At 60.6% G+C, this 26,004-nt stretch carries 18 protein-coding genes; 12 read left to right on the forward strand and 6 right to left on the reverse strand.

The genetic code is table 11. The features are described 5' to 3' along the window. The 4 genes from ACYQ1A_RS19585 to ACYQ1A_RS19600 form a co-directional block, all read left to right on the forward strand. Positions 1 to 301, forward strand: a 301-nt coding sequence (locus ACYQ1A_RS19585) for a hypothetical protein (RefSeq protein WP_499364891.1), incomplete at its 5' end; no start/stop codon positions are given. 85 nt (positions 302 to 386) lie between these two features. Beyond that, positions 387 to 701, forward strand: a complete 315-nt coding sequence (locus tag ACYQ1A_RS19590; protein WP_499364896.1) for a hypothetical protein — start codon at positions 387 to 389, stop codon at positions 699 to 701. A 201-nt stretch (positions 702 to 902) separates the two neighbouring features. Further along, complete coding sequence (locus ACYQ1A_RS19595; RefSeq protein ID WP_499364901.1) at positions 903 to 1,301, forward strand: hypothetical protein; 399 nt, start codon at positions 903 to 905, stop codon at positions 1,299 to 1,301. A 309-nt stretch (positions 1,302 to 1,610) separates the two neighbouring features. Further along, the gene (locus ACYQ1A_RS19600; protein ID WP_499364905.1) at positions 1,611 to 2,063 is read left to right on the forward strand and encodes a hypothetical protein; all 453 of its coding nucleotides are present in this window, start codon (positions 1,611 to 1,613) and stop codon (positions 2,061 to 2,063) included. A gap of 544 nt (positions 2,064 to 2,607) precedes the next feature. Here the strand turns inward: ACYQ1A_RS19600 and ACYQ1A_RS19605 are convergent. From ACYQ1A_RS19605 to ACYQ1A_RS19615, 3 genes are all read right to left on the reverse strand, one after another. Further along, positions 2,608 to 3,774, reverse strand: coding sequence for a mechanosensitive ion channel family protein (locus ACYQ1A_RS19605; RefSeq protein WP_053939418.1), 1,167 nt, complete (start codon positions 3,772 to 3,774; stop codon positions 2,608 to 2,610). A gap of 1 nt (position 3,775) precedes the next feature. Next, positions 3,776 to 6,643 (reverse strand): malto-oligosyltrehalose synthase, encoded by a 2,868-nt coding sequence (gene treY / locus ACYQ1A_RS19610; RefSeq protein WP_499364913.1) that lies wholly within the window; start codon positions 6,641 to 6,643, stop codon positions 3,776 to 3,778. A 202-nt stretch (positions 6,644 to 6,845) separates the two neighbouring features. Further along, positions 6,846 to 7,934 (reverse strand): LacI family DNA-binding transcriptional regulator, encoded by a 1,089-nt coding sequence (locus ACYQ1A_RS19615; RefSeq protein ID WP_499364917.1) that lies wholly within the window; start codon positions 7,932 to 7,934, stop codon positions 6,846 to 6,848. A gap of 352 nt (positions 7,935 to 8,286) precedes the next feature. Here ACYQ1A_RS19615 and ACYQ1A_RS19620 point away from each other — a divergent pair, with 352 nt between their 5' ends. The 6 genes from ACYQ1A_RS19620 to ACYQ1A_RS19645 all read left to right on the forward strand — a co-directional run bounded on the left by ACYQ1A_RS19620 (position 8,287) and on the right by ACYQ1A_RS19645 (position 17,371). After that, positions 8,287 to 9,231, forward strand: a complete 945-nt coding sequence (locus ACYQ1A_RS19620; protein ID WP_499364922.1) for an ABC transporter substrate-binding protein — start codon at positions 8,287 to 8,289, stop codon at positions 9,229 to 9,231. A gap of 107 nt (positions 9,232 to 9,338) precedes the next feature. Continuing rightward, on the forward strand, positions 9,339 to 10,856 hold the full coding sequence (locus tag ACYQ1A_RS19625; RefSeq protein WP_499364926.1) for a sugar ABC transporter ATP-binding protein: 1,518 nt from the start codon (positions 9,339 to 9,341) through the stop codon (positions 10,854 to 10,856). Positions 10,857 to 10,874: 18 nt separating this feature from the next. Then, on the forward strand, positions 10,875 to 11,900 hold the full coding sequence (locus ACYQ1A_RS19630; protein ID WP_499364930.1) for an ABC transporter permease subunit: 1,026 nt from the start codon (positions 10,875 to 10,877) through the stop codon (positions 11,898 to 11,900). 37 nt (positions 11,901 to 11,937) lie between these two features. Then, positions 11,938 to 12,936: a hypothetical protein gene (locus tag ACYQ1A_RS19635; protein WP_499364934.1), complete on the forward strand. Its 999-nt coding sequence runs from the start codon at positions 11,938 to 11,940 to the stop codon at positions 12,934 to 12,936. Positions 12,937 to 13,129: 193 nt separating this feature from the next. Continuing rightward, positions 13,130 to 14,902, forward strand: coding sequence for an SEL1-like repeat protein (locus ACYQ1A_RS19640; protein WP_499364938.1), 1,773 nt, complete (start codon positions 13,130 to 13,132; stop codon positions 14,900 to 14,902). A 57-nt stretch (positions 14,903 to 14,959) separates the two neighbouring features. Further along, positions 14,960 to 17,371, forward strand: a complete 2,412-nt coding sequence (locus ACYQ1A_RS19645) for a tetratricopeptide repeat protein (protein ID WP_499364942.1) — start codon at positions 14,960 to 14,962, stop codon at positions 17,369 to 17,371. 18 nt (positions 17,372 to 17,389) lie between these two features. Here the strand turns inward: ACYQ1A_RS19645 and ACYQ1A_RS19650 are convergent, their stop codons facing one another. Both ACYQ1A_RS19650 and ACYQ1A_RS19655 read right to left on the reverse strand, forming a co-directional pair. Further along, positions 17,390 to 18,427 carry a threonine aldolase family protein gene (locus ACYQ1A_RS19650; protein ID WP_062225241.1) on the reverse strand — a complete coding sequence of 346 codons (1,038 nt, stop codon included), beginning with the start codon at positions 18,425 to 18,427 and terminating at the stop codon, positions 17,390 to 17,392. Between the two features lie 155 nt (positions 18,428 to 18,582). Next, entirely contained in the window at positions 18,583 to 19,401 is an 819-nt protein-coding gene (locus tag ACYQ1A_RS19655; protein WP_499364945.1) for a siderophore-interacting protein, read from the reverse strand. Positions 19,402 to 19,914: 513 nt separating this feature from the next. On the opposite strand from ACYQ1A_RS19655, the gene ACYQ1A_RS19660 reads away from it, so the two are divergent. Next, entirely contained in the window at positions 19,915 to 22,707 is a 2,793-nt protein-coding gene (locus ACYQ1A_RS19660; RefSeq protein WP_499364948.1) for a DUF1631 family protein, read from the forward strand. Positions 22,708 to 22,874: 167 nt separating this feature from the next. Then, positions 22,875 to 23,903 (forward strand): hypothetical protein, encoded by a 1,029-nt coding sequence (locus tag ACYQ1A_RS19665; protein ID WP_499364952.1) that lies wholly within the window; start codon positions 22,875 to 22,877, stop codon positions 23,901 to 23,903. Positions 23,904 to 24,070: 167 nt separating this feature from the next. Here ACYQ1A_RS19665 and treZ read toward each other — a convergent pair whose 3' ends face one another. Further along, on the reverse strand, positions 24,071 to 26,002 hold the full coding sequence (gene treZ, locus ACYQ1A_RS19670) for a malto-oligosyltrehalose trehalohydrolase (RefSeq protein WP_499364955.1): 1,932 nt from the start codon (positions 26,000 to 26,002) through the stop codon (positions 24,071 to 24,073). Between the last annotated feature and the right edge of the window lie 2 nt (positions 26,003 to 26,004).

Here is a 26,004-nt window from a genome sequence, read left to right on the forward strand (position 1 = left end):
GATGATGTTGGATAGAAGCCCAAGAACGGACTGGTGGGATGATTTTTTTCGAAAAAGATGGACTTTATTGACGACTCAAGAATGTGAAGTGGTACAAGACTGGCTGTTCTGGATAGCCAGCGATCCTGAGACAGCTTACTCGGACGACTCGCTCGAACGGTCTGTCGCCACGGTGAATTTATTAATCTCTCTAAAAAAAACCACTAGCTATTTGCCAACGGAGCGTCAGACCGTATCTTGCTTCCTTCACCACTGGCGCTACTTGGGCGATCAATGGTGTCTTGATCAAAGGGGCGTATAATGCTGGCGCCCTGATCGGTTCAGTCATACGTACTACAGTGAACAGGGCGACAGCTTCCTGCGGATGCTCCAGATAAAGGGAAAAAATGCGCCTTATTGAATCTCAGAAAACAAAAATCTGGGCATGTGGGGGAGGGATTTTGTTTGCCGGGATGTTCTTCATCACTGCTGCCATGAGTGGATCATTGTTCGGCCTTGATCCCGCCATCATTGATATCTTTGGGGTATTTATTGCCTTCCTGGCTTTAGGAATCTCGTTCTGGATCATACGATGCCCTAATTGCCATCTTGCTCTGGTCCGGTATGCCATGTCTCATAAGGGGGCAGGTGATTGGCTCTCGTGGCTTCTCCATGCCGAGCAATGTCCCCGCTGTCACCACCGCGCAAAAAAAGGTGAGTAGCTTTATGCATAAACACTCGCCTTTGCGGTGGGTGTTTATGCATATGTTCGCGGCAACCCCATGTCGTTCTACGATCCGTTTGGCTAACCGGTTTCCGTGAATATGATCCGTATACGCTATACAAAACTGCGCCATGAAAAAAATGGGCGGGGTCGACGAATGGAAAAAATTATTTGACAATTGCACCGAGGTTGCAAAGCCATGAAGAAAATAAATATTGCTATACTTTGTGGTATCTCTTTTTTGTCAGGTCTCGTTATTACTTGGGTAATACAGGAAAAGGTCCAACGAATGCAGCAGGATGAAGCGCTCGTTGCGATCGCCTTGGCCAGCGCCTCACTCGACAAGGGGGAGTATGTGCAAGCTTTGAATTACTCCCTGCGGTCTATTGCTTTAAATCCGCAAGACAATGAGGGATACGACCTTTTGAATTTGATCATTACAAGAAACAGTGCTTGCGCGAGATTTGGGCTACTTAAAATATCCAAAGAGAAAATTGGTGCAGCTCAACATATTGAAAGTAACTTGAGACAAAAAATGGAACGCCAACATCAATATGACATCGAGGCGCTTCAAGCCTCGTGTGGAAAGGCTAAATAAGCAGCCGGCGCGAATGTACGACCCAAGCCTTGGCATCACGATCCGGCCGAGTTCGGCACACGTAAGGCGCGCCGACTTTCCACCGGTGCCCTTTATGAATTCGGAAAAGGCAGCCCTTCTTTAGACCTGAGCCACGCAGTCAGGCCACAACTCGTTTTCTTATAAGGCAGGCACACATCACCAAGCCTACTGCGATTTATGACCTGAAAACCGGTCGGGCACACCCGCCATATGGGCAGGCAAAAGCCTATGGCATTCGGATAGGTGGAAAATTGACCGGGCCACGCTCAGCTGAATGGTGATCGATTTATGTCCTTAAATAGAAAAGAAAAGCTTGTAGGAATGATCAGGCAATTATCGTTGCCTGACGCTGCCGCAATAAGTGCTTCCTGCAGTTCGAGATTGATGCCTGCCCTATTTCGATATCTTGAAGGCGAACGCGATATTGCGCGACAAGCGTTGTTCACGCGGGCGCAGGAAGCGATATGGCTGTTTGCCGGTGGTAATCCCATAAGTCAATCAGACCTGGCACAACTGGCGGAAGCCACTTTTGCCGCGATCCCCACAGACGAAGAATCAGTGCATGCGGCGGAGCCTTACGCAGAAGACGCTGCCGCGGCGATATGTTACGGGCTAAGACTATGTGCTTCCGGCGATATTACTAACGCGATATGGGCTTCTCAAAGGATCTTTGATGCCCTTGATCACTACTATATTTGCGGTGAGTATCCAGACCCCGAATATGCAGTCCAGAAGGCATGAGATATTGAGGCCGATGGACAAGTCGGCGATATTTCCGATTTGAACAAACTTGTGGGAACTCTCGGCAGAGAGGACGCGATACAGATTTTTCGCCTCAAGTCGAGGCCGCTACCCTTCGTCCGTTAATCCTCAAAGCTCGCGCCGCATTGACTGGAATCGGGGCAAAAGTAGAAAAACGGCGCCGTACCGTTTGACCGCACTTCTTGGTTGGAGGGTGGGAGCCTGCAGGTCTAAACACCCCTCCGCGTAGCGGAGTACCCCCTCGGCCTTGTCTGGCACTGGCGAGGGGGTTTCCCTCTCTCTCTCTGCCGGAGGCGTGATCGCCTTTGCCGTGATTGCAAAAAAAGCTCGGCGCGAAAGGATCAAACCTCGGAAGGCGCCGGGGCGGCCCACACTTCAACGGCCAGCCGACTTTTCGCTTAACGATTAGTCTCTACTCGCCGCACTCGGCTTGAGTTTCGGCACTTTGCCTTATCAACTGTCACGAAGTCGACGGCCGCGGAGGACTCTAACCAACACAATTGTGCCCAAAAAAAAGCGGAATTTACTGCCGCCCCACCTCACTCCCCGCAGCCCCCGCCGCATACATCGGCACCCCGCCCTCGTGATAAACCGCCTGCACCGGAATCGCAAAGCCAATCCCCTCAGCATCAAATGCCTCAACCATCGCCAGATTCACTTTCTGCTGAATATCCATATACAGGTTGTAATCGCCCGACAGCACAAAAAACACCACTTCAAACAAATAACCGTGATTAGCAAATCCCAATAAATGCGCCCTATCCATGCGCACCTGGTCTTGTGCCAGGATAGCGTCGCGCACGATCTGGTCGATGCGGGCGAGTTTGTCTTTGGGGGTGCGATAGGTAACGGTAAACGTAAACAGCACGCGCCGTTCCTGCATCTTCTGGTAATTGCGGATTTTGCTTTTCAGCAGAAAGTCGTTGGATAAAACGATTTGCTCGCCGGCCAGGCTGCGGATACGCGTGGTTTTAATGCCGACGCGTTCGATATTGCCCAGCATGTCTTCCACGATAATGAAATCGCCGACCACAAATGGCTTATCCAACACGATGGCCAGCGATGCAAAGATATCGCCCAGGATATGTTGCAAGGCCAAGGCGACGGCCACGCCGCCTATCCCCAGGCCTGCCACCAGTGCCGAAATGTTAAAGCCCAGCTGGTCCATGACCAGCAATACGATAAATGCCCACAAAAATGCGCGGCAGATAAAGCCGATGACGGCGAGTGCGGTGGCGGTTTCGGCGTCGGCGCCGGGCCGGTGGGCGGCTTCCAGGCTAAACCACACTGTTAGCATGCGGTTGGCCCAGAGCGCGACTTGTAGCGTAATGCCCGCCATGGCTAATACTGCGAGCAGCGTTTCTAGCCGCGCCGGCAATTCGAGATTATTGCCGCCCAGATAAAGCGCGACGGGGAACAGCACAAAGATCGAGGTGGCGCGAAACGATTCTGCGATTGCGGTGGCGCCCAGCTTCTGGCGTTTGCGTAATCGCGGAGCGATCCAGCGCACCAGCACTTTGCGCACCAGCCAGAACAGCACCAGTGCGACCACGACAATAAAGCCGGCGAACAAAAAGTCGCCGACTTCATTCTCGGTAAGGATGCGGCGGCTGAACAGCGGCCCCCGCCCGGCCAGCGACCAGACCGAGCTGGCCGCTTGCGTTGCCTTGGCGGCGACGGCGCCCGCCATGTCAGCGCACCTGGCCGAATAGCACCGCCACCGGCAGCGGCTGCATGATGTCGCCCAGATGCAGATCGTTACCCGCCGCAATTTCGCGGCCGGTCAGCACATCCTGCCACGCTATCTGGCCCAGTTCGCCCTCTAGCGGCAAGCGGGTATCGGCCCAGGCGTCAGCAGGGATGGCGGGTGTTGATACCGCGCCTGCCAGTTGCCACGGAAAACGCGTGACCGCCACCAGCAGTACATCGTTGCCATAGCGGCGGCTAAAGCCCACTGCATGCTGGCCTTTGGCGCCATCAATGCGTAGTGGTTGGTAATCGCCGTCGGCAAACAGACCCGGGTGCTCACGCCGGAATTGCAACAGGCTGGCAACCAGCGCTTGTTTAACCCGGCCGTCGGTCCAGTGCTCGATCAATTCTTGTAAAGCGCTGGTCTTGTCGCTGGCAGCGTTCCACGCGCTCAGCGAGGCATTGCGCGCCTCGTAATCCACCGGCCGACGATTATCGGGGTCGACCAGGCTTAGATCCCAATATTCTGTGCCTTGGTACAGATCGGGCACGCCCGGGATGGTACTGCGCAAGACCGCCTGGCTAAGCGAATTGATGGCGCCAGCGGCGGAAATCTGCCGGACAAAATCGACCATCTCGGCCACAAAGGGCGAGCCGGCTTCGCACGCGCCGGTGACAAAATTGCGGCTGGCATCTTCGTAGGCGGTATCAGGTACAAACCAGTCGGTGCGCAGCTTGGCTTCGCGCTGGGCTTTTTCTTGCCAGGCGCAGATGCGTTCAACAAAGTCTTGCAATTCATCGGCTTGTGCGGGTTGGCCCGCAATATCAGCCGGCCACGCACCGGCCAGCATTTCGTACAGCATGATCTCGACATCGGTCGGCGGCACGGCCGCGCCATCGATCTGCGCCACCCGCTGCTGATTCAGCGTGCGCCACTGATTGACCACGCTAATCCAGCGTTCCGGCATCTCACTCACCACAGCCAGCCGCGTACGTACGCCTTCGCCACGTTTATGGTCATGGGTGGCGGTGGTCAGCATGGCGTGCGGAAAATCTTTTTGCCGCCGCAAGACCGATTGGTGGAAAGCGCTGGGCGACATTGCAAACAAAGACGGGTCTGCGCCCACTTCATTACGCGACAGCAGCACGCCATAACGATAAAACGCGGTGTCTTCAATCGACTTGGCGTTGACCGGCGAGGTCAATTGCAGAATGCGCTGGATGGCGGTGCGCGCAGCTTTGTCGTTTTCCTGATCAATCGGCGCCAGCGCATCCGGATTGATTTCGCTTTGCGGGCCCGCGTTGGGCCAGTTCTCCAGCCATTGCGCCAGGCGTTCCAGCACCGGCACATCCACACGCCGCAAAGCCGTGCGCGCGCCATCGACCGCCTTGTGCAACAAGCGCAAATCCTGCTCCGACATACCGTTTTCGCCGGTATAGACGCGGTAAACCGGAAAATGCACCACCAGTTCGATCAGCACGCGGCGCAAAGCGTGGAAAGTTACTTCGCGGCTTTGCAGATGGCGGCGCGCCACGTTTTGCAGGGCGCGGGTGGCGCTGTCGAGTTCGCTGCTGAAATGTTCGGTGAGAATTTTGCGCCGCGCGCTTTCGGCGACGATTTCGTAATCGTCGGGGATATCGTCATCGGTCCATGCTTTCCACGCGGCTTTAAGTTCGGGCAAATGGCTACGATCGTGCAACAAAGCGCCCACTTCATTCATAAAGTCGTAGCCGGTGGTGCCATCGACCGCCCAATCGGTATGCAGTGTTTCGCCTTGGGCCAGGATCTTCTCTACCACGATCCACGGTCGACCGCGCGGCGCATCGTTCGGCCGCGCCTCGGTCAAGGCTTCCAGGCGTTGTCGCAGCTTGCGGCAATACTGGCCCGGCCACGCCAAGCCATCGATATGGTCGATGCGCACGCCGTCGATCAAACCGTCCTGGTACAGGCGGAAAATCAGCGCATGCGTGGCTTCAAACACTTCCGGCACTTCGATGCGCAAGCCCGCCAGCGTATTCACGTCAAAAAAGCGACGCCAATTGACTTCATCGCTGGCGCAGCGCCAGCCGCTCAAACGGTAATGCTGGGCTTCGAGCAAACGATGCAGCGCCGGGCGCGTGGCCGCGTCACTGCCGTCATAGGCTTTAAGCGCGGCGGCAATCACGGCCTGGCCGGCTTCGGATTTGGCAAAGTGCTGCAGGCCGCCAAACGCGCGGTCGGCCTGATCGCGCAAGTGCTCGGGCTCATCCAGCCGTTCGAGTACGTCAAACGGACGCCACCAGGCGTCGGCGTCGGCCATGCCGTGCTCGGCGCTGACGTGACGCAAAATCTCGGCATGCGATGCGGCCGAGACCGGAAAGACATTGTCGTAATAGCGGATCACAAAGTGGCCGCTGTCCGCTTCAAAGTCGAGCTTGATTTGCCCCGCCAGCGCTTCGGCGTAATCGCTGCCCAGTATCGGCGCCAGCACTTTGCCTTTGAGGCCCGGCACCGGGGTATTCCAGTCGATATCAAAATAGCGCGCGTACTGGCTGCGCTCACCCCACGCCAGCACATCGGCCCACCATGGGTTTTCGCTGGCGCCCACGCCCATATGGTTGGGCACGATATCGGCGATCAAACCCATCTTGCGTTCGCGTAACCCGGCAACCAGACGGCGCAGCCCTGCTTCGCCGCCCAACTCCGCGCTGACTTGCGTCGGGTCGACCACGTCGTAGCCGTGCAAGGAACCGGGGCGTGCGGTGGTGATGGGGGATGCGTACAGATGGCTAACGCCAAGGCCGGAAAAATAATCGAGACGGCTCAGCGCGTCATCGAAGGTGAAATCTTTATGGAATTGCAGCCGCAAGGTGGAGACGGGAATTGCCATTGTTGTTCTGCCTGTTTTGCGTGTTCAAAGAGGAACGGAAACAAGGTCGCCCGTGCAGGGGCAAACCTAGCCATTGCGGCAAGTCTCGGGCAGAACGGGCGGGGAAAATGTCGGACAAGCGCGGAACTTGCTGCCCGGTGTGGGGCTACCAGGGATAGCCCGGCGTGCAGGCCGGGCTATGCGGATAAGCCGTGCGCGTGTTTCAGGCGGATTCGCGGATGACCAGACGGCCGGGAAAACGCTTCTGAAAATAACCGCTGGCGGGCGCGCTTTCCTGCAGCATAAAGCGGATCGCGGTCAGGCCGATTTGCTCGATATCCTGATGCACCGTGGTCAGTTGCGGCTCCAGATATTCGCCGATATCAAGGTTGTCGTGCCCCGCCACCAGCATGTCTTTGCCCGGCTGTTTGCCAAATTTGCGCAGCGCTTTGGCGGCGCCGAAAGCCATGCGATCGGTGGCGCACATGATGGCGCCAATGCCGCCGTCGCGTAAGCCGCCCTGGCCGCACCATGCCAGTAATTGCTCATAGGCAAAGGCTTCAAATTGCCAGGTGGGCGCTTCGACATCCACCGGGATAACCTGCGGCGTTTCGCCCGCGCGTTGCATCGCTTCCTGATAACCGGCCAGCCGCTCCGGGCGCGAAGGATTGGCAATACGGGGCGTACCCAGATAGGCCGGGCGCACGCCGCGGCTGAGCAAATAATTGACCATCAGGCCGATGCTCTGGCGGTTGTCGTTCATTACAAAATGGCAGTCTTCGTCGAAATACGCGTCCAGAAAGATGATGCGCATTTCTTTCTGCAAGGCCGCAAACAGCGCCCGATTCGCAGTCGATTCAATCGGCGTGACGATGATGCCGTTGACCTTCATCGCCCGCAGCGTCATCAGGGCAGCGGCCTCACGCTTGGGATCGTTGTTGGAGGCCTGGATGACAATCTGCATGCCCCCGCGCGCGGCTTCGCGCTCCATGATCTGCAGCACCTTGCCGAAAAAAGGCTCGGCAATAAACGGCAAGATCACCCCGATCAGATTCGAGCGCCCTTTGACCAGACTCACCGCGTGCAGATCCGGCACGTAATGGAGTTCGCGGCAAGCCCGCTCGATACGTTCACGCGTGGCGGGCTTTAGCGTTTCGCTGCCGTTAAAAAACTTGCTGACCGTAGTGCGCGACAAGCCAGCCGCGACGGCGACATCGTTCATGGTGACCACGCCGGGAAAACCGTCAGCGTGGTGATCACTGCCGGATTCAACGGATTGGGTCTGCAAAGCATCGGGGTCATGGGTGGTCATAAAGGCAAATGTGTACGCGTGTAGCGGCAAAGTCTACACAAATTCTGGCGGGGCGAACCCCCGTTATGGCTCAAGCATTTATTTGCATAGTGCAAGCGTCGCAAACCAGCACCGATGCGGGCCGCAGCCTGATTAAACCGCGCTGTTTTATTGCATTGCACCAAACTGACTCAGCGTTTCGCACATAAAAAGAACACCTTATGCCATTCGTCAGCTCTTAAATGGTGCCAACTCGATTTAATAAATTTACACGTGTAGATTTATTGCACCGGCAACGTTCAGAACAGACCGGCCGATGCCAATGCCCACCGGGCCAGCGTCTCACCCCCTTTTTCAGATCAGGAGTCTTAACATGCGTTTGCGCCAGTCCTTGCTTGTCGCCACTTGTGCCGCCGTGTTCGCCGCGCCCGCCTTTGCCGCCAAGCCGCTCAAATATATCGGCATTACCGTCGGCGATCTGGCCAACCCTTTCTTTGTTGCCATCGGCCAGGGCGCTGAAGCTTCTGCCAAAAAAATCGCGGGCAACAATGTCAAAGTCACCACGGTTTCAAGCAAGTACGACCTGAACACGCAAGTGGGCCAGATCGAAAACTTTATCGCCAACAAGGCCGACATCATTCTGGTGAACGCGGCTGATCCGAAAGGCATTGCTCCCGTTATCGAAAAAGCCAAAGCCGCTGGCATCGTCGTGATCGCCATCGACGTGGGTGCCGAAGGCGCTGATCTGACCGTGATGTCCGATAACACCATGGGCGGCACCGAGTCCTGCCGCTTTATGGCCAAGGCCATCAACGGCAAAGGCAACGTGGTTATCGTCAATGGCCCGCCGGTAACTTCGGTCATTGATCGCGTGGCCGGCTGCAAGAAATTGCTGGCCGCCAGCTACCCCGGCATCAAGGTACTCAGCGACAACCAGGACGCCAAAGGCAGTCGCGATGGCGGCATGCAGGTGATGGCCGATCTGTTGACGGCGCATCCAAAGATTGACGGGGTATTTGCAATTAACGATCCGACCGCCGTGGGGGCCGAACTGGCCATCAAACAAGCGGGCCGCAGCGACGTCAAAGTGATCGCCTCGGTTGATGGCGGGCCGGATGCGCAAGTGGCGCTCAAGGACAAATCCAGCCTTATGGGCGTTTCGACCGCACAAAACCCGTACAAGATGGCGCAGACCGCCGTGCAATTAGGCTATGACTGGATGAATGGTAAAAAGCCGGCCAGCACCACCGTGCTGCTGCCTACGCCGCCAGTAACCAAAGCCAATATCAGCAGCTACGCTGGCTGGGTTAAACAGTAAACGGCTTTCCGGCCTGAGCCGGTGGTGGCGGCGCTGCCACCGGATGTGTACACGTGCCGCTTTTAGCCGCGGCACGGTGCTTTAGACCAGACGCAGGAGACCGTGCGATGTCTGAACTCGTCCTCGATGTAAAGGGCGTGAGCAAGCGCTTTGGTGCGGTGCGCGCGCTCGATAATGTGCAATTGCAGGTCCACAGCCATGAAATCCTGGCGCTGATGGGCGAAAACGGTGCTGGCAAAAGCACGCTGATGAAAGTGTTGTCTGGCGTGTATCAACCCGACGCCGGCGAAATCCGCCTGGGGGGCCAGACCATCCAGGTGCATTCCCCGGCCGATGCGCGCGCCGCTGGCATCAATCTGATCTACCAGGAACTCGCCGTCGCGCCGCATATGAGCGTGGCGCAAAACGTGTTTATGGGCAGCGAGCCGCGCGGGCGTTTTGGTCGGGTGGATACCGGCTTGATGGCACGGCGGACCAATGAAATTCTCGCCAGCCTGGGCGCACGTTTCCGCGCCGATACCCTGGCGGGCAGCCTGGGCATTGCCGATCAGCAACAGGTTGAAATTGCGCGGTCGCTTATACACAAAAGCAAAGTGCTGATCATGGATGAGCCAACCGCCGCCTTGTCGGATCGGGAAACCGAGCGCTTGTTCGAGGTGATCCGGCGCTTGCGCAATGATGGCATCGCAATTGTGTATATCAGCCACCGCATGGCCGAGATGGTGGAACTGGCGGATCGGGTTTCCGTAATGCGCGACGGCGGTTATGTGGGCACCTTGCCGCGCGAAGAAGCCACGCCCGAACGCGTTATCCAGATGATGGTGGGCCGTCCGCTGGGCGACTTCTACCAACGCCGCGAAACCACCACGCCCGGCCCGGTGCGGCTGGAAGTGCGCAATATGCATAGCGATCGTATCCACGGTGCTTCATTTGCCGTGCGCGCGGGTGAAGTGCTGGGCCTGGCCGGGTTGGTGGGCGCTGGCCGCACCGAGCTGGCGCGGCTGGTGTTTGGCGCAGACGCGCTGCATCAGGGCGAAATCTTGCTGGATGGCCAGCCGATCAAGGTCAAAGAACCGCTGGATGCCATCCGCCGTGGCATTGCCTATCTACCCGAGGACCGTAAGGGCCAGGGCCTGTTTCTGCAATTGTCGGCGCTGGCCAATACCACCATGAGCGTGCTGGGCCGCAACTCGCGCTTTGGCATTCTTAATCACAAAGGCCTGCGGCGGCTGACCGAAGACGCCATCAAGCAACTGGCGGTCAAGGTGCCGGGGCCGGATGGCATCGTCGGCGGTTTGTCGGGCGGCAACCAGCAAAAAATCTTGCTGGCGCGCTGGCTGGCCATCAAACCCAAAGTACTGATCCTGGACGAGCCCACCCGCGGCGTCGACGTCGGCGCCAAAAGTGAGATTTATCGCATCATCAATCAGCTTGCCGCCAGCGGCGTGGCCGTGGTGGTCATTTCCAGCGAGCTGCCCGAAGTCATCGGCATTTGCGATCGCATCGTGGTAATGCGCGAAGGCCATATCAGCGGCGAACTGGGCGCTGGTGAAATCAGCCAGGAAGCGATCATGACCCTGGCCACCCACCTGCCCGCCACCGCTGCGGCCCCTACCCTGCACTAGACACAGGATTATTCGATCATGAGCATCCCTCTTCCCACCACTGGCCAGCCGCCCCTTGCGCGGCCGCACACCCGGCTGAACGCGCGCGAAGTGTTTAACCGCGTCGGCATGCTGCCCGTGCTGATCGTCATGTACGTGGCGTTCTATTTTTTGACGCGTTATCTGAGCGATGACGGTACGTCCAACTTCATGACGTCCGGCAACACCATGAACATCCTGCGGCAGACTTCCATCAATCTGGTGCTGGCCTGCGGCATGACGTTTGTGATCCTGACTGCGGGCATTGATCTGTCGGTGGGCTCCATCCTGGCGGTGGCGGCGGTAATGGGCATGATCACCTCACTACCCCAACATATGCCGATGCTGGCACTACCGGTGTTCATGCTGACGGGCTTGTTGCTGGGGTTGCTCAACGGCGTGCTGGTGGCAGGCTTCAAGATCAACCCGTTTGTGGTGACGCTGGGCACCATGACGTCGTTGCGCGGCGCGGCCTATCTGTTTGCCGACGGCACCACGGTACTCAACCGCGATATCCCGTCATTTGAATGGCTGGGCAATGGCGCGTTTCTGGGGGTGCCATGGCTGATCTGGATTGCCATGGTGGTGGTGCTGGTCAGCTGGTTTCTGCTGCGCCAGACCGTGCTGGGCCTGCATATCTATGCCGTCGGCGGCAATCCGCAAGCGGCCCGCCTGACCGGCATCAAGGTCAGCGCCGTGCTGCTGTTTGTGTATTCCATCAGCGGGCTGTTCTCCGGCATAGGCGGCGCCATGAGTGCCTCGCGGCTGTACGGCGCCAACGGTAACTGGGGTACCGGTTATGAGCTGGATGCCATCGCCGCCGTAGTCCTGGGCGGCACCAGCTTGATGGGTGGCGTGGGTTCGGTCTGGGGCACGGTAGTTGGCGCGCTGATCATCGGCGTGATGAACAACGGGCTGACCATCATCGGGCTGTCCAGCTTCTGGCAATACGTCGCCAAAGGTGCAGTGATTGTGCTGGCGGTATTGCTGGATAAATGGCGCCAAAGCCAAGCCACCACCAACTAAGGCAGCGGTGGGCCCGCCCCACCCGCTGATGATCTACATGACCACCTGGAATATCGCGTGGGCCCACGGCGTGGCACAAGTCCAGGCCTTGGGCGGGATGTTGGGGCCGCTGGATTTTGCCTTGCCGCACGGCCAGCATGTGCAACCACTGTATATCGCACCGTGGGCGCAAGAGCCGGTGAATGCCGCCTTGCCCGGCTTGCTGCGCGGCTTGCGCGGCGAATGGCCCTGCGTGCCGTTCAGCCGCGAAAGCACACCCGCCGCCTTGCCGCCCGGTTGGCAGCGCCGGGTACAGACCGATCCAGCGTTTTTGCTGCCGCACGGGCCGGGTTCCAACCAGTTGTGGCAACTGATCGGGCAAAGCCCGGCGCATTTATTGATCGGGCTGGAATACCCGGCGGCAAGTGCCGTCGCCTGGCTGGAACGCGAAATCCGTCCCGACCCGCAACATGCCGCCGTCGAAATCACTTTGCGTATCCACGCCCGCGCTGACGCGGTCTGGCCCATTGCGCTGCACCCGACGTTTCGGCTACCGGCGCGCCCCGGCAGCCTGCGCTTGCGTCCGGGGCGTTATGCCGGGGCCGTGACTTATCCGCAAGCGTTTGAGCCGAGCTCGCAACTGCAAATCAATCAATCCGGCGCGCGGCTGGAACACATGCCCGGCCGCCACGGCGCGCTGGACTTCACCCGCCTGCCTTTGCCCAGCGATAGCGAAGAACTGCTGCAACTGCTGGATTGCGATGGCTACTTTGCGCTCGATTATCTGGACGACGCCGCGCGCATTACCCTCACCTGGTCGACCGCTGAGCTGCCCGATCTGGTGCTGTGGCTCAGCCAGCGCGGGCGCGACCAGGCCCCGTGGTTGTCGCGCAATCTGGCCCTGGGCGTTGAACCGGTCAATGGGGTATTCGAACTGGGCGGTGTGCTGCAACCGCCCGCCGAGCATCCCCTCGCGCTGCGCCACGGCCTATCCCTGCGCGCCGGGGACACGCAGGCCATCAGCTACCGCATTGCGGCTGAGGCCCTGCCTGGCTGAACCCGGCCTGCGCCCCAGCGCAAGCAATCGGCTAAATCATTACCACGCATTACGCCAGCTGTTGGAAAACCACCACGGCTGCGCAAGCATTGTGGGCATTCCCGCGGCGGCTTTGTAACAATGACACACGTTGTGGCAACCGCCACCACATGACTTGCTCGTCGGGAGAGAGCGGCCGCAGCCGCCATGATTTATGCGTCTTTATTTTGCAGCCGTTGCCGCCGGGCTGATGTTGCTGGCGGATGCGGCGTGGGCAGCAGGCAGCCAGTCGCTGCCCAAAGCCGATGACCTTGATAGCAGCACCTTGTTCCACGCAATCACTGCCACAACGCCAAGCACGCCGCTCGATACCTTGCGGCGCAAAGCCGGGCAAGGTGATGCGGTGTCGCAATACAAACTGGGCCGTGCTTACGATTTTGGCCAATACGGCCTGAAAGAAGACAAGGACCAGGCGCTGGTCTGGTATCGCAAAGCCGCCGAGCAAGGTCTGGCCGGGGCGCAGGCCGACTATGGCATCGTGCTGGAGGCGCAGCATGCGGCATCGGCCAGCGAAATCTTTGCCTGGGAACAACGCGCCGCCGACCAGGGTGCGACCATTGCCTGCCTGTTGCTGGGCGTAGATTACGAACTGGGCAAGGGCGTGGCGGTTGATCTGCAACAAGCACGGCGCTGGACCGAGCGCGGCATCAACAGCAATCCCATCGTGGCGTGGCGTTGGCTCGGCAGTTGGTCACGCTACGGTTTGATGGGCAAAAGCCAGGATAGCGTTGCGGCTGCCCGCGCTTATCAAAAAGCGGCCGAACTCGGCGACGCCGAAAGCCAGTTGCTCACCGCTGATTTCTATTTCGAGGGCGTCGGTGTGCGCAAAGACGCCGAGCAAGGCAGGCAGTGGGCCGAAAAAGCCGCTGCGCAGGGGCTGCCGCAGGCGTTCAGCCGCCTTGCATGGTTGTATTACAGCAGCGACCTGGTGCCGCACGATCCCGCCAAAAGCCTGGACTGGGCCCAGCGCGGCGTGACGGTCGGGGACTTGAATTCGATGGGGATCGTGGCGCAACGCAAATTCGATGGGGTTGACCTGCCGCGAGACGTGCCGGGGGCCCTCGCCTTGCTGCAACAGGCCGCCAACAAAAACTCGGGCCACGCAGCCTACGTCCTCGGCGTGGACTATCGCGGCGGCACCCATGTACCGATGGACTATGCCAAAGCCATGGAGTGGCTGCAGCGCGCGTGGAATAACAATTATCCGCGCGCCGGCTCGGTGATCGGGCAAATGTACTGGCAAGGTGAAGGCGTGCCGAGGAGCGAACAAACCGGTCTGGACTGGACCACCAAAGCCGCCGAAGCCGGCTATTCTGTGGCCCAGACCGAGCTGGGCATCTGCTATCTGTACGGCAGGCACGCCAGCAAGAATACCGCCGAGGCCCTCAAATGGCTGTCCCGCGCCGAGGCCCAGAACGAACCCTGGGCCTTGTACTACCTGGGGCGGATCTATCTGACGGGCAATGGTGTTGCACGCGACGATGCTCGCGCCTATGGCTATCTGAGCCGTTCCGCCGCGCAAGGTCTGGTGCCGGGCACATCCCGCCTTGGGTCCATGTTGCTGCACGGGCGTGGTACCGACGTCAACCTGCCCCGTGGCGTGCACCTTCTGCGCGAAAGCGCGGACGCCGACGCGGTCACCGAGCTGACCAGGTTTTACGGCAATACAGACCGCGCCACGGTGCTGAACGCTCCTGCCGTGCTGGCCTGGCTGCGGGAGCGCGCCAGGGCAGGCGATGCCGCGGCCATGCAAGTACTCGGTCTGGAATACGAATACGGCATCGACACCGCCGCAGACCCCAGCCGGGCACAACAGTGGTATGAGCGCGCCGCCCAGCTGGGTCAAGCCGACGCCAAAGCCAGCCTGGCACGCCGGGCCGCCGCGGCCGCCACCATCCAGACAAACACCACCGCCACTGCGCAATAAACGCCGGGTTTATGAGTCAACTGCCAGGGAGCGCAGCCGCGTGCTGCGGGGATCAAGATGCGTAAAAAATGGGGCCTCGTGCTGCTGGTCGCCTTGCTCAGCAACGCCACCTGGGCAGCCAGTGGCATGTCCGCGCCCAAAGCGGACCAACTCGATAACAATGCCTTGTTTGATGCCATCACCAGCCCTCCCCCCGCGCCCGACATCGCGACGTGGGCTCGCCTGGCCGAACGAGGTGACGCCGACGCGCAATTCAAGCTGGGTGTGGCACTGTTTTATGGCCGCGATATCAAGGCCGACGTGCCGCAAGCACACGGCTGGTTCTACAAGGCCGCAATGCAAGGGCATGCCGACGCCCAGGCCTTTTATGCGTGGGCGCTCTTGTTTGAGTTAGCCGAGCGCGGCTCGGACGGTGCCACCGTCACGGTGATGGAATACAACAGCCTGGGCGAATCCATGTTGTTCTGGGCCCGGAAGGCGGCAGAACAGAAATCGCCGGTCGGTTGCATCTTGCTGGCGCTGCTGTATCGCGATGGCCTGGGTGTGCCGCAGGACTACAGCAAAGCGCATTACTGGCTGGAACAAACCTCATCACCAGAAGGATGGGAACAGTCCGGCGAATGGGCACGCGATGGCAAAGCCGGCCCTGTAGACAATGCGGCGGCGCTCAAATGGTTCCGCAAGGCGGCCGAACGCGGCTACGCCAAAAGCCAGTTAGCGCTGGCGCAGATGTTGCTCGACGGCCGCGGCACCGACCAGGACATTGCACAGGCACTGCAGTGGGCAGAAAAAGCGGCCGCGCAGGACGATATCGCTGCGATTACATGGCTGGCAACGCTGTATCACACCGGTGGCGCGGTTCCTCAAGACCCCGAAGCCAGCAATGCATGGTGGCAGCGTGCCGTCGCCCTGGGTGACCGGCACGCGATGACGTCATTGGGCGTTCAGTTGCAGAATGCCGCCACCACCGCAGAACAAAAGAAAAAGGTAACGGCGCTCTACCAGCAAGCGGCAGCACTGGGCGATACCTGGGCTCAATATGACCTGGGTCTCAATCTGTTGGACGGGTTTGCCGGCAGCCCGGACCAGGCGGCGGCGATGCAATGGCTGCAGCTTGCCTGGAGCAATGGCAATGCGCGAGCGGCGTGGCAGATCGGCAATATGTATGCCCAGGGCGAGGGTGTCAGCCAGAGCGATAGCGGGGCCGTGGAATGGTGGCTGAAATCCGCCCTGGGCGGTGAAATACGTGGCAAAAGGGCCCTGGCCTGGGCTTACCTGTATGGCGAGCACACCGCCAATTTTCCGCAGGCTTTGTACTGGCTGGAAAACATGGCGGGCCAGAACAACGGCTGGGCGCTGGCCACGCTGGGCGATGTATATCTCGATAATAAATTCGTGCCACGCGACGTGGCGCGCGCGCTGGATTACTACACACGCTCTGTCGCAATCGGCGACGTGCATGGTCAGGCGGGACTGGGGCATATGTATCTGAATGGTCTGGGCACACCCGCCAACCCCGCCGAGGGCATGCGGCTGCTTCGCATCGCAGCCAAAGGGAACGACCCGCGCGCTTATACCGACCTCTACAACTTTTATCAAAGCGATTGGCGCGTCTTTCTCGATCCGGCGCGGGCACTCAAACACCTGACTGAATCAGTGCGCTATGGCGTCACGCGCTCGATGGTTGCGCTGGCCATGGATTATCAATACGGCATCGATACCGCACCCGACCCCGTCCAGGCGCAGCATTGGTATGAAGAAGCAGCGTGGATGCAGAACGAGGTGGCCCAAGCCGTGGTGGTCCAACGCGCGCTGGAGAGCATGGACAAAAACCCGGCGCAGGCGCGGCTCACGCTCACGCACCTGGCCAAGGACGGCCTGGCGGTGGCGCAGGATGCGCTCGGTTCCATGTATGAAAACGGCCAGGGCGGGCCGGTCGATGCTGCGCAGGCGCTGGACTTGTATCGCAAGGCAGCCGCGCAAAAGCTGGCGATGGCACAGATGCACCTGGCGCATCTGTATGCCGAGGGTCTGGGCGTTACGCAAGACTACACCGAGGCGTTTCACTGGTACCAATTGTCCGCCGACCAGGGTAATGCCCTGGCACGCCTGGGCTTGAGTGGCTTGTATTACGCGGGCAAAGGCACCCGCGTCGATGCGGCGCAAGGCTTTGCGCTAGCCCGGCAAGCTGCGGCCCAAGGCAACGCCACCGCCATGTATATCGTGGCGGACGCTTATCGCAACGGTCTGGGCGTGAGCAAAGACGCCGCGGCGGCCTTGGTCGCCATGAACAAGGCGGCCGAGGCGGGGTCACTGGATGCGCAAATGGATCTGGCCGAGATTCTGGAAAAAGGCGAAGGCACCAATATCAATATCGAAGGTGCCATCAGCTGGTACAAAAAAGCCGCCGCCCAGCACGACGATGAGGCCAGCGCGGCACTGGTGCGGCTGGGCGTGTCTGGCACCTGATAACGCTGACGCGACGCTTCAAGCGCCGGGCAAGGCCAGGCGGATGTCCGCCACCAGCGCGTCCACTTGTTCCGGCGTGGTCGCCCACGAGCAGACAAAGCGGGCGCCGCCAGCACCAATAAAGCTGTAAAACGACCAGCCGCGCGCCTTCAGCGTGGCGGCCGTGGTTTCGGGCAAAGTGGCAAATACCGCGTTGGCTTGCACCGGAAACATCAACGCCACGCCCGGCATGGCACTTAATGCCGCGCCAAGGCGACTGGCCATGGCGTTGGCGTGGGCGGCGCGCACCTGCCACGCATTGTTCTGCAACATGCCCACCCACGGCGCGGCCAGAAAGCGCATTTTGCTGGCCAGTTGTCCGGCCTGCTTGCAACGATAGGCAAAGTCCTGGGCCAGATCGTGATTAAAGAACACCACCGCCTCGCCCACCGGCATGCCCATCTTGGTACCGCCAAACGACAAAACATCCACGCCGGCGCGCCACGTCAGATCGGCCGGACTAACCTGCAGATGCGCCACGGCATTGGCAAAGCGCGCGCCATCCATATGAAACGACAAATCCATTTGTCGACAGGCCGCCCCCAGCGCTTGCACCTCGGCCAGGCTGTAGACGGTGCCGACTTCGGTCGACTGTGTAATGGTGACCGCGCGCGGTTTGGGGTAATGAATATCCGTGCGTGCGGCCACTACGCGGGCGACATCGGCCAGATCCAGCTTGCCATCGGCGCCGTCCGCCAGCAGCAATTTGGTGCCATTGGAAAAGAATTCGGGGCCGCCGCATTCGTCAGTCTCGACGTGCGACAGCTTGTGGCAAACGATGCTGTGATAGCTCTGGCACAGCGAGGCCAACGCCAGCGAATTGGCTGCGGTGCCATTAAACACAAAGAACACGTCGGCGTCGGTTTCAAACAGATCGCGAATGGCGTCGCAGGCGCGCCGCGTCCAGTCGTCGTTGCCATAAGAGGCCATGACACCGCTATTGGCTTCGATGATGGAGTTAAGCGCTTCGGGGCAAATGCCGGAGGTGTTATCGCTGGCAAATTCGGTGTGCAGCATGGGCGTATCCAGGGATGGCGGATGGTTGGCGGTGGCCTTATGGGCCGGGCACTATTCTATCAACCCGCTGGCCAGAGGCTAGCGGGCCGATCCCTTACAACGCGGCGCTGCCCGATCAGGCTGACCGCCACCGTCGCGCTGCCACCTGGGCATGCTCAGTCGTCGATATTGGCGTGATAGGCCACGGCGTCGTGCTTCCAGTAGGCCGAAGCACGAATGCGACTTTTATCCACGCCATGCGCCAGCAGCGTGCCGCGCAGGGTCTGGATCGAGGCTGATTCGCCCGCGGCCCAGAAAAAGCCGTCGCCATCGGGGATGACCAGGCGTTGCGCCGCCTGCACCAGCAAACTGCCAGGCGCGCCCGCGCGGCGGTGCAACCAGTGCACTTGCACGCTATTGCCTTGCTGCAGCTCGATTTCGTCGGCCGGGGTAGCGACTTCGGCAAACACGATGACGCGCGTGGCTGGCGCCATTTCTTCCAGAAAACGGCCGACTGCGGGCAAGCCGGTTTCATCGGCAAACAAGACATACCACTCGTAATCCTGCGGAATCACCATCGAGCCGCGCGGACCGCCCAGGCCGAGGACCTGGCCCACTTGCGCTTGCGCCGCCCATTCCGCGGCCGGGCCGACCCCATGCAGGGCAAAATCAATAGTCAGGGTATGCGCGGAATTATCAAAACGACGCGGCGTGTAATCCCGCGCAGGCGGGCGCGGTTGGTCTTCGGGCCAGACCGGGCCGTTATCGCCCCAGGTGGGCAGCGTCGGGGTGGTCTGGCCCGGTGCGGGGAAAAATACTTTGACGTGATCATCAAACGCGGCGGAAACAAAATCGCTGAGATCCGGGCTGACAAAAGTCACACGCAGCATATCGGGTGCAATCTTTTGTAGCTGCTGCACGGTAGCAACCCGAAATTTAAGGTTATGGCGCACGCGGCTCACGGCACGGGTGCTGGGGGTGGTGGCTTGATTCATTGCAAAACTCCGGCTTGATAACAGGGGATTTGCCGGGCGCTGCCGCCAGCAAACATATCGTACGATACAGTCATAAGATATAAATCCACAAGCCCCGAATTGATAAACGTGAGGGCTAAGCGCCACCATGCTTTCATGACACAAGCATAGAAGCGGCGCGCTTTGCCTGCCCGCCACCGCAGCGGCCGGCGCAAGCAGGCTTGCCCCACCTGCAGCGCTAAACGCACGCTAACGTCAGCATAACCGACAGGCGGCGTCAGCCAGTTTTTGCTCGCATCGCCACGCTTACAACGTGCCAGCCCCCGCCAGCCCTGCCTTGGCGCCGCATAGCGCGGATTTGAAGCGGGCAGCGCGCATTAGCACCAATACAACAAGCGCAGTGTGTGCGCGCACACAAAGATCGCTTTAATTGCGCGATTTACTTACAATCGCTCGAAACTGACAGACCGGCGGATTAGCCCGATATCCGGCAAGCGCGGCAGCGCAGACACGATGCAGCAGGGACACGTATAAATGGATAGAAATGAAATTCTGGCTCGCGCCAGAACCACCTTTGTCGGCGCGTTTAACGACGCGGCCGAGATGCTGGTCCCCGCTACCTTGATGCGGCTGACTGCTGCCACCGAAGCCGGTGTACTCAACGCGGCCGAGCGCTACACCTTGTACGAAGCGCGCAGCGTGCTGCAAAAGAGTGAAATCCAGGTGCGCCAGTTGCTGCGTGACCGCATGGAAGCGCTGGTCAACCGCAGCTTCCAGACCGCCTACAGCACGTTTCGACCGTCATTTGCCGATTCGTTCGCGCAGACCACGCTCAGCCTGATCGACACCTCCACGCAAGAAGAAGAACTGCGCGTCGACACTGTCACGCGGCGTTATCGCAATACCAGCGAACAAGAACTGCGCGATCTGAATATCCGCATGGCGGTGCTGTTCAATCAGGAAGACATCAAGGAACGCGAAAATCCGTTCCGCCCGTGGCTGTTCGCCCGCGCCATTTCGCAAAGCATAGAAGCGCTGGGGCAGAACGCCGAGACCGCCACCGTACTTACCGATTACATGGCCGAAGAATTTACGCCGTCGGTGCATCGCGTATACGAGCGGCTCAATCAGTTGCTGGCCGACGAAGGCATCGGCACCAATCTGCAACTCAAAATTCGCCGCACCGCGCAGACGCGTGCGGCTGGCGCGCCCGGGCAAACGCCCGTTGCCGCCGACGGCGCGCAGGCCGATTCGCCGTTTGCCGGCATGCAGCCCAATCCAGCGTTCGCCATGCCGGGTGCGGCGGCGCAGTCGCCGAATAATCCCTTTGCACAAGCCCTGGCCCAGGCCGCCAATCCGTTTGCGGCCCTGCAGCAAGCGTTCGCGCCCGACCCGACCGATCAACTGTTGCAAGCCGTACAACGCGCCGTATCAGGCGGCGGCGATGCGGCAGTGGCCGGGCCAGCGCCCGATGCTGCGGTCGGTGGTCATATACCCGGTCTGCCGCAAGGCATGCCCGGCGCTGTGCCGCAGATGTTTCCACATGGCGCGTTTCCGCAAGGCGGCTTTGCCGGGCAAGCGGGCCAGCCTGGCGCTCAGGCTGGATTTGGTCCTGGCGCTGGCATGCAGGGCAGCTATGGCGCGAGTCCTTTTGCCGCTGGCCCATCCGCCAGCGGCAGCGCCGACGCCACGCGCAAAAGCTGGCTGGGCGGCGCAAGCGGCGTGAGCGATGCGCTGCGCCATTTGTTCAGCGGCATGCGCAAAGTTGCGCCGCGCAGCGCCGATGAGGTCAGCGCCAGCTATGGCACGCCCGCTGCCGCACACGATCCGTTGCCGTTTGATGGCGGCGACGAGTCCAGTTTCGAAAACGAGCCTGCGTTTGAGCCCACGCAGTTCACCGGCAGCAACATCATCCACACGCCCTTGTCCGGCATGGTGGAAGAACTGCAATACATTGCTACGCCGGACGCCAGCGGCATTATGGAAAACGGCCGCGTCCGCAACCTGATCATGGAAGCGCGCGCGCGCTTGTCCGATGTGGCCAAGGACAGCACCGAGCAAATGGTGATCGACACCGTCGCCATGTTGTTCGAGTTCATCCTCGGCGATACCGAAGTGCCAGCTGAAGTACGCGCGCAACTCGGCCGTTTGCAGTTTCTGGTACTCAAAACCGCCCTGCTCGACCCGGACTTTTTTACCCAGGCGCACCACCCGGCGCGCATGCTGGTCAACCGCATCGGCTCGATCTCGCTCGGCCTGCGTAGCCTGGACCCGAGTGGCGAACGCATCAGCATCGAAATCCGCCAGATTATCGAAACCCTGCTGGCCGACAAATCCGAAGGCCTGGCGCTGTTTACCCGCATGCTGGACGAGTTCGACGCCTTTATTGCGCGTGAACTGCGCTCGGCCGATGCCCGGGTCGAACGCGCCGTCGCTGCTGTCGAAAGCTCGGAAAACCACACGCTGCTGTACGCCCGTACCGCAGGCATGCTGGGCGACGCGCTGTCGGCCTTCCGCCTCGACACGGTGTTCCATGATTTTCTGGTGAACGCGTGGTCACACGCGGTGGAACGCGCCGGTCGCAGTTCGGCCGAACGGGCGCAGCGTTATCGTGAGCTGGTGCCCGATCTGGTCTGGAGCATCGCGCCCAAGGTACAGCCGGGCGAGCGCAAGGAATTGCTCGGCATGATCCCCGGCATGTTGGCCACGCTACGCGAAGGCATGGGCGAAAGCGGCCTGACGCGGGAACAGCAAATGAATTTCCTTGGCTGGATGGCCGACCGGCACAAGCTGGCCTTGTCCGCCGCCAGCGTGCCCGCGCCGGTGCCGCCCCTCGACATGCTGCGCGAAACCTTTGCCCCCTTTGTCTACGCCCCGGCCGAAAGCGAAGGCCGCAGTGAAGAAGCCGCCGCTTTTGACCGCGCGCATCTGGCCGAAGCAATCCAGGAACTGGATATCGAACTCGATCTGATCGACCACGTACTGGCGCAAGAATCCGACGCCGCCAGCGCCGATGCGGCTGCGCCGGGCGATGAGCTGCAAAATCGCTTGCAGAATGGCGTGCTGGTCGAAGTGAATCTGGACGGCAAGCCTGCCACCGCGCGCCTGAACTGGATCAGCACCAAAGCCTCGACCCTGGTGCTGACGCTGGAAGGCCACGAAAAGCCCAGCGTGGTGAGCGTCAAACTGTTCCGCCGTCTGCTCGACAGCGGCCGCGCCCGCTTTATTGAAGCGGCGCCGCTGTTTGAACGCGCGGTTACGGCGCTGATGGACTCGGCCGACAAGGTTGACCAGGCACCGATCACAGCGACGCCGTTGGCAGCCTGAAGCTGCTGTGCCCCTTGCATGCCGCCGGCCTGGTGCCGCGCGGCATTTTTGTTGTCTGGCGGCAGCATCCCTGCCGCCTTTGCATGCCGGCGGGCGGATGGCTGGCATCAAGCTTTCGCGATACATGCCGATACAATAGTCATCGTATAACCGCACAAGAAAACACGATGATCTCTGCCACCAGCCTTGGCCTGGCACAGCGTATGGCGCTGAGCGGGCCGGATAGCACGCCCAGCCAGAGCGCCAGCTCGAAGACACAGGCTGATACCTCCAGCGCCAGCCCCCTGCCCGCTGACAGCAGCGGCAGTCCGAGCACACAAGTCAGCCTGAGCCAGCAGATGCGCAGTCTGGTCAGCGCGCTGACTTACCGTCCGCTCAGTAGCAAGAACACGTCGATGCTGAAGCAAGTCAGCAGCAGTAGCAGCAGTTCGCAGCGCAAGGCGGCGGCGCGCCAGCGTTTGAAGCAACTTAAAGAGCAGATCGACAGCATGAAGCGCTTTGCCGTGGCGCTGAATCCACGCGCGGCCCGGGCCATGGCAGCGCTGCTGAAACAACTGGCGCAGCAAGTCAAAGCGGCCGCGGCAGAACTGGGCAGCAGTTCGGGCGGCAGCAGCGGCGGGCAAATGACCATCATGCCGGTGTCCAGTTCGGCCAGCAGTACGGGGGCAGCGGATACCAGCGCCAGCGCAGCGAGTAGTAGTGAAGCTGTGGCCGTTGAAGATGCCGCAGCCGCCAGCGCGGACAGCGGGGACGGCGCCGATGCCGGCACTGCGGCCGCCGACGCCAAAGCGGCCGTCGCCGCCGCCGAGCAAGCGGCAACTGCCGCCAGCAGTGCCGATCAAGCCGGTGCTGCAGCGGCGTCCGGCAAGTCGGGCGATAGCAGCGCCCGATCAAACAGCACTGGCAGCAACCACCCCAGCGTTAACGTCAGCGCGGGCAGTGGCGCCAAGGGCGATCCGCAAGCAGCAGCCGATGCCGAGCTGGTCCGCAAGGTAGCGGGCAGTCTGAAAGAATTGATGGCGCTGGTAAAACTGCATCTGCGCGGCCAGCCCAGCAAAGACATGCAGTCGGCCGAAGCGGCAATGAAAGACGTCGACAAGATCGTCAAGAACATGGGCGGCAGCACCAGCATCGGCAACGTCAGCAGCAGCACCGGTGCGCTGACCTCGCTGATGAGTTCGCTCAATTTTGGCTGAGCCGTGTTACCGCATCGGGTGGGCCTGGACGGGGACGCCAGGTCCCGCCCTTCAAGCCATTGCCACGCGCTGCAATGCTGGCATGCAACGCTGGATGGTGGGTCTAGACCCACCCTATCGGCGGCGCCCCGTAGCGGGCAAGGCTGCAAGGCAGGGCGGTGGCGCTGCTAGCCGCCCACCACCGGCACCATGGTGGGCAAGTCCAGCGGCAATTCTGCGCTGGCATGCGCGCGCGCGACTTGCGCGGTGGGTACGTCCTCGATCCACACCACGCAACTGGCGCCCGGCAGTTGGCCGCCGCTAATGTCCTTGCTGGCGCCGGGCGGGGTTTCGTACAGCATGCGGTTGATATCAAGTTGCCCGCTGGCACGCGTGGCCCAGTCGGGCGCTGCGCTCAGTGCAACCGCGGCATCGGCGAAGTTGGCGTAAATCGTCAGGGTGCGTTGATCCCCCAATGTCCACTGCGCCACCAATGCCTTGTCCGCTAACGGCGCGGCTTGGGTGGCGCGCGCACCGTTCAGCGCCGGGGCGATGGCGTGTTGGCGGATGGCCAGCAATTCGCGTGTCAGATCCAGCCAGCCGGTGGCCTCTTCGTCATCCAGCGGCGGCATGCCCGGCGCCGAAGCATTAAAGGTTTGCGCCTCGTTCGGATCAGGAATCTGCGCGCGTTTCTCTTCGTTATTGAACGCGGCAAAGTGGGCAAACTCGCGACGTCGGCCATTACGCACTGCCTCGGCCAACTCGCCATGATGGTCAGTAAAGAACAGGAAGGGCTGTTTGCTGCCCCATTCCTCGCCCATAAACAGCAGCGGAATCTGTGGGCATAACAATTGCAGCACCCGGGCCGCGCGCAGTTTTTGCGGCGAGGTCAGCAAGGTCAAGCGTTCGCCCATGGCGCGATTGCCCACCTGGTCATGGTTTTGCAAAAAGAAGATAAACGCGGTGGGTGGCAGCAAGCCACTGCGCGCGCCGCGATGCTCGCCTTCGCGCAAAGGCCACGGTTCGCCTTGCCAGGCAAAGCCCTCGCTCAAACAGCGCACCAGGTGCTGGATGGGAGTACGGCCGTCCGGGGTATGGGCAAAGGCCGAGTAATAGCCTTCGTCCTCATCGGTCAGCAACACATGCAAGGCATTGTGGACGTCATCGTTCCATTGCGCGTCGTAGCGCGGATCGTTGGCAATGTCGTGGCTGCCCTGACGCAGCAATTCCGCCGAGTTCTGTTCGTTTTCCAGCATCAGATGCACATGCCGCTCCGGCGCGACATTAGCGCGGATGTTGCGCGCCAGTTCGGCCAGCCAGTCGTCATCGGCAATCGCGTGCACGGCATCAAAGCGCAGGCCGTCAAAGTGGAAATCGTTGAGCCAGTACAGCGCGTTTTCCAGCCAGAACTGGCCCACTTGCGGCTGGCGGAAATCGATGGCCTGGCCCCATGGCGTATGCGGCCCGTCGACGAAAAAGGTCGAGGCATAGGCATGAAGAAAATTGCCATCCGGACCAAAGTGGTTGTAGACCACATCCAGAAACACCTGGATGCCGAGACCATGTGCGGCATCAATTAACTGATGCAGTTCTTCCGGCGTGCCTAGCGCCTCATGCACCGCAAACGGTAGCACGCCGTCATAACCCCAGTTGCGATTGCCCGGTGTGGCAGCAATCGGCATCAGTTCGATGGCGGTAATGCCCAGTGCGGCCAGTTCGGCCAGCCGATGCAGCACGCCGTTAAACCCGCCGAGGGTGCCCACATGTAGTTCATAAATCACTGTCTCGCCCCACGGCCGCCCGATCCAGGCCGGATGCGGGTTGCTCCAGGCCTGCGCATCGGTCACCACGCTCCAGCCATGCGGCCCGCCTTGCTGCAAGCGCGAGGCGGGGTCGGGCAGGATGCGCTCAGGCTGCTTGAAGCCATAGCGTGTGCCAGGTGCGGCCGCCGTGGTCAGCTCAAACCAGCCGTCACCACTGGCAGTCATCGGCAACGGGTCACGTTGGTCTATCACCAGTTGCAGTTCGGTTAAATCGGGCGCCCACAGGCGAAACCGGGTCTGGCCCTCGCCGATATAGCGCGCGCCCCAGGCCGGGTTGTCGGATACGGGTTGTTGCATGC

The sequence above is a fragment of the Silvimonas sp. JCM 19000 genome (genome assembly GCF_054652575.1).

Bases quoted from the DNA above. Each gene is read 5' to 3' on its own strand.
- ACYQ1A_RS19590 (WP_499364896.1), top strand. From the start codon at position 387: ATGCGCCTTATTGAATCTCAGAAAACAAAAATCTGGGCATGTGGGGGA.
- ACYQ1A_RS19595 (WP_499364901.1), top strand. From the start codon at position 903: ATGAAGAAAATAAATATTGCTATACTTTGTGGTATCTCTTTTTTGTCA.
- ACYQ1A_RS19600 (WP_499364905.1), top strand. From the start codon at position 1,611: ATGTCCTTAAATAGAAAAGAAAAGCTTGTAGGAATGATCAGGCAATTA.
- ACYQ1A_RS19605 (WP_053939418.1), bottom strand. From the start codon at position 3,774: ATGGCGGGCGCCGTCGCCGCCAAGGCAACGCAAGCGGCCAGCTCGGTC.
- treY (WP_499364913.1), bottom strand. From the start codon at position 6,643: ATGGCAATTCCCGTCTCCACCTTGCGGCTGCAATTCCATAAAGATTTC.
- ACYQ1A_RS19615 (WP_499364917.1), bottom strand. From the start codon at position 7,934: ATGACCACCCATGACCCCGATGCTTTGCAGACCCAATCCGTTGAATCC.
- ACYQ1A_RS19620 (WP_499364922.1), top strand. From the start codon at position 8,287: ATGCGTTTGCGCCAGTCCTTGCTTGTCGCCACTTGTGCCGCCGTGTTC.
- ACYQ1A_RS19625 (WP_499364926.1), top strand. From the start codon at position 9,339: ATGTCTGAACTCGTCCTCGATGTAAAGGGCGTGAGCAAGCGCTTTGGT.
- ACYQ1A_RS19630 (WP_499364930.1), top strand. From the start codon at position 10,875: ATGAGCATCCCTCTTCCCACCACTGGCCAGCCGCCCCTTGCGCGGCCG.
- ACYQ1A_RS19635 (WP_499364934.1), top strand. From the start codon at position 11,938: ATGACCACCTGGAATATCGCGTGGGCCCACGGCGTGGCACAAGTCCAG.
- ACYQ1A_RS19640 (WP_499364938.1), top strand. From the start codon at position 13,130: ATGCGTCTTTATTTTGCAGCCGTTGCCGCCGGGCTGATGTTGCTGGCG.
- ACYQ1A_RS19645 (WP_499364942.1), top strand. From the start codon at position 14,960: ATGCGTAAAAAATGGGGCCTCGTGCTGCTGGTCGCCTTGCTCAGCAAC.
- ACYQ1A_RS19650 (WP_062225241.1), bottom strand. From the start codon at position 18,427: ATGCTGCACACCGAATTTGCCAGCGATAACACCTCCGGCATTTGCCCC.
- ACYQ1A_RS19655 (WP_499364945.1), bottom strand. From the start codon at position 19,401: ATGAATCAAGCCACCACCCCCAGCACCCGTGCCGTGAGCCGCGTGCGC.
- ACYQ1A_RS19660 (WP_499364948.1), top strand. From the start codon at position 19,915: ATGGATAGAAATGAAATTCTGGCTCGCGCCAGAACCACCTTTGTCGGC.
- ACYQ1A_RS19665 (WP_499364952.1), top strand. From the start codon at position 22,875: ATGATCTCTGCCACCAGCCTTGGCCTGGCACAGCGTATGGCGCTGAGC.
- treZ (WP_499364955.1), bottom strand. From the start codon at position 26,002: ATGCAACAACCCGTATCCGACAACCCGGCCTGGGGCGCGCGCTATATC.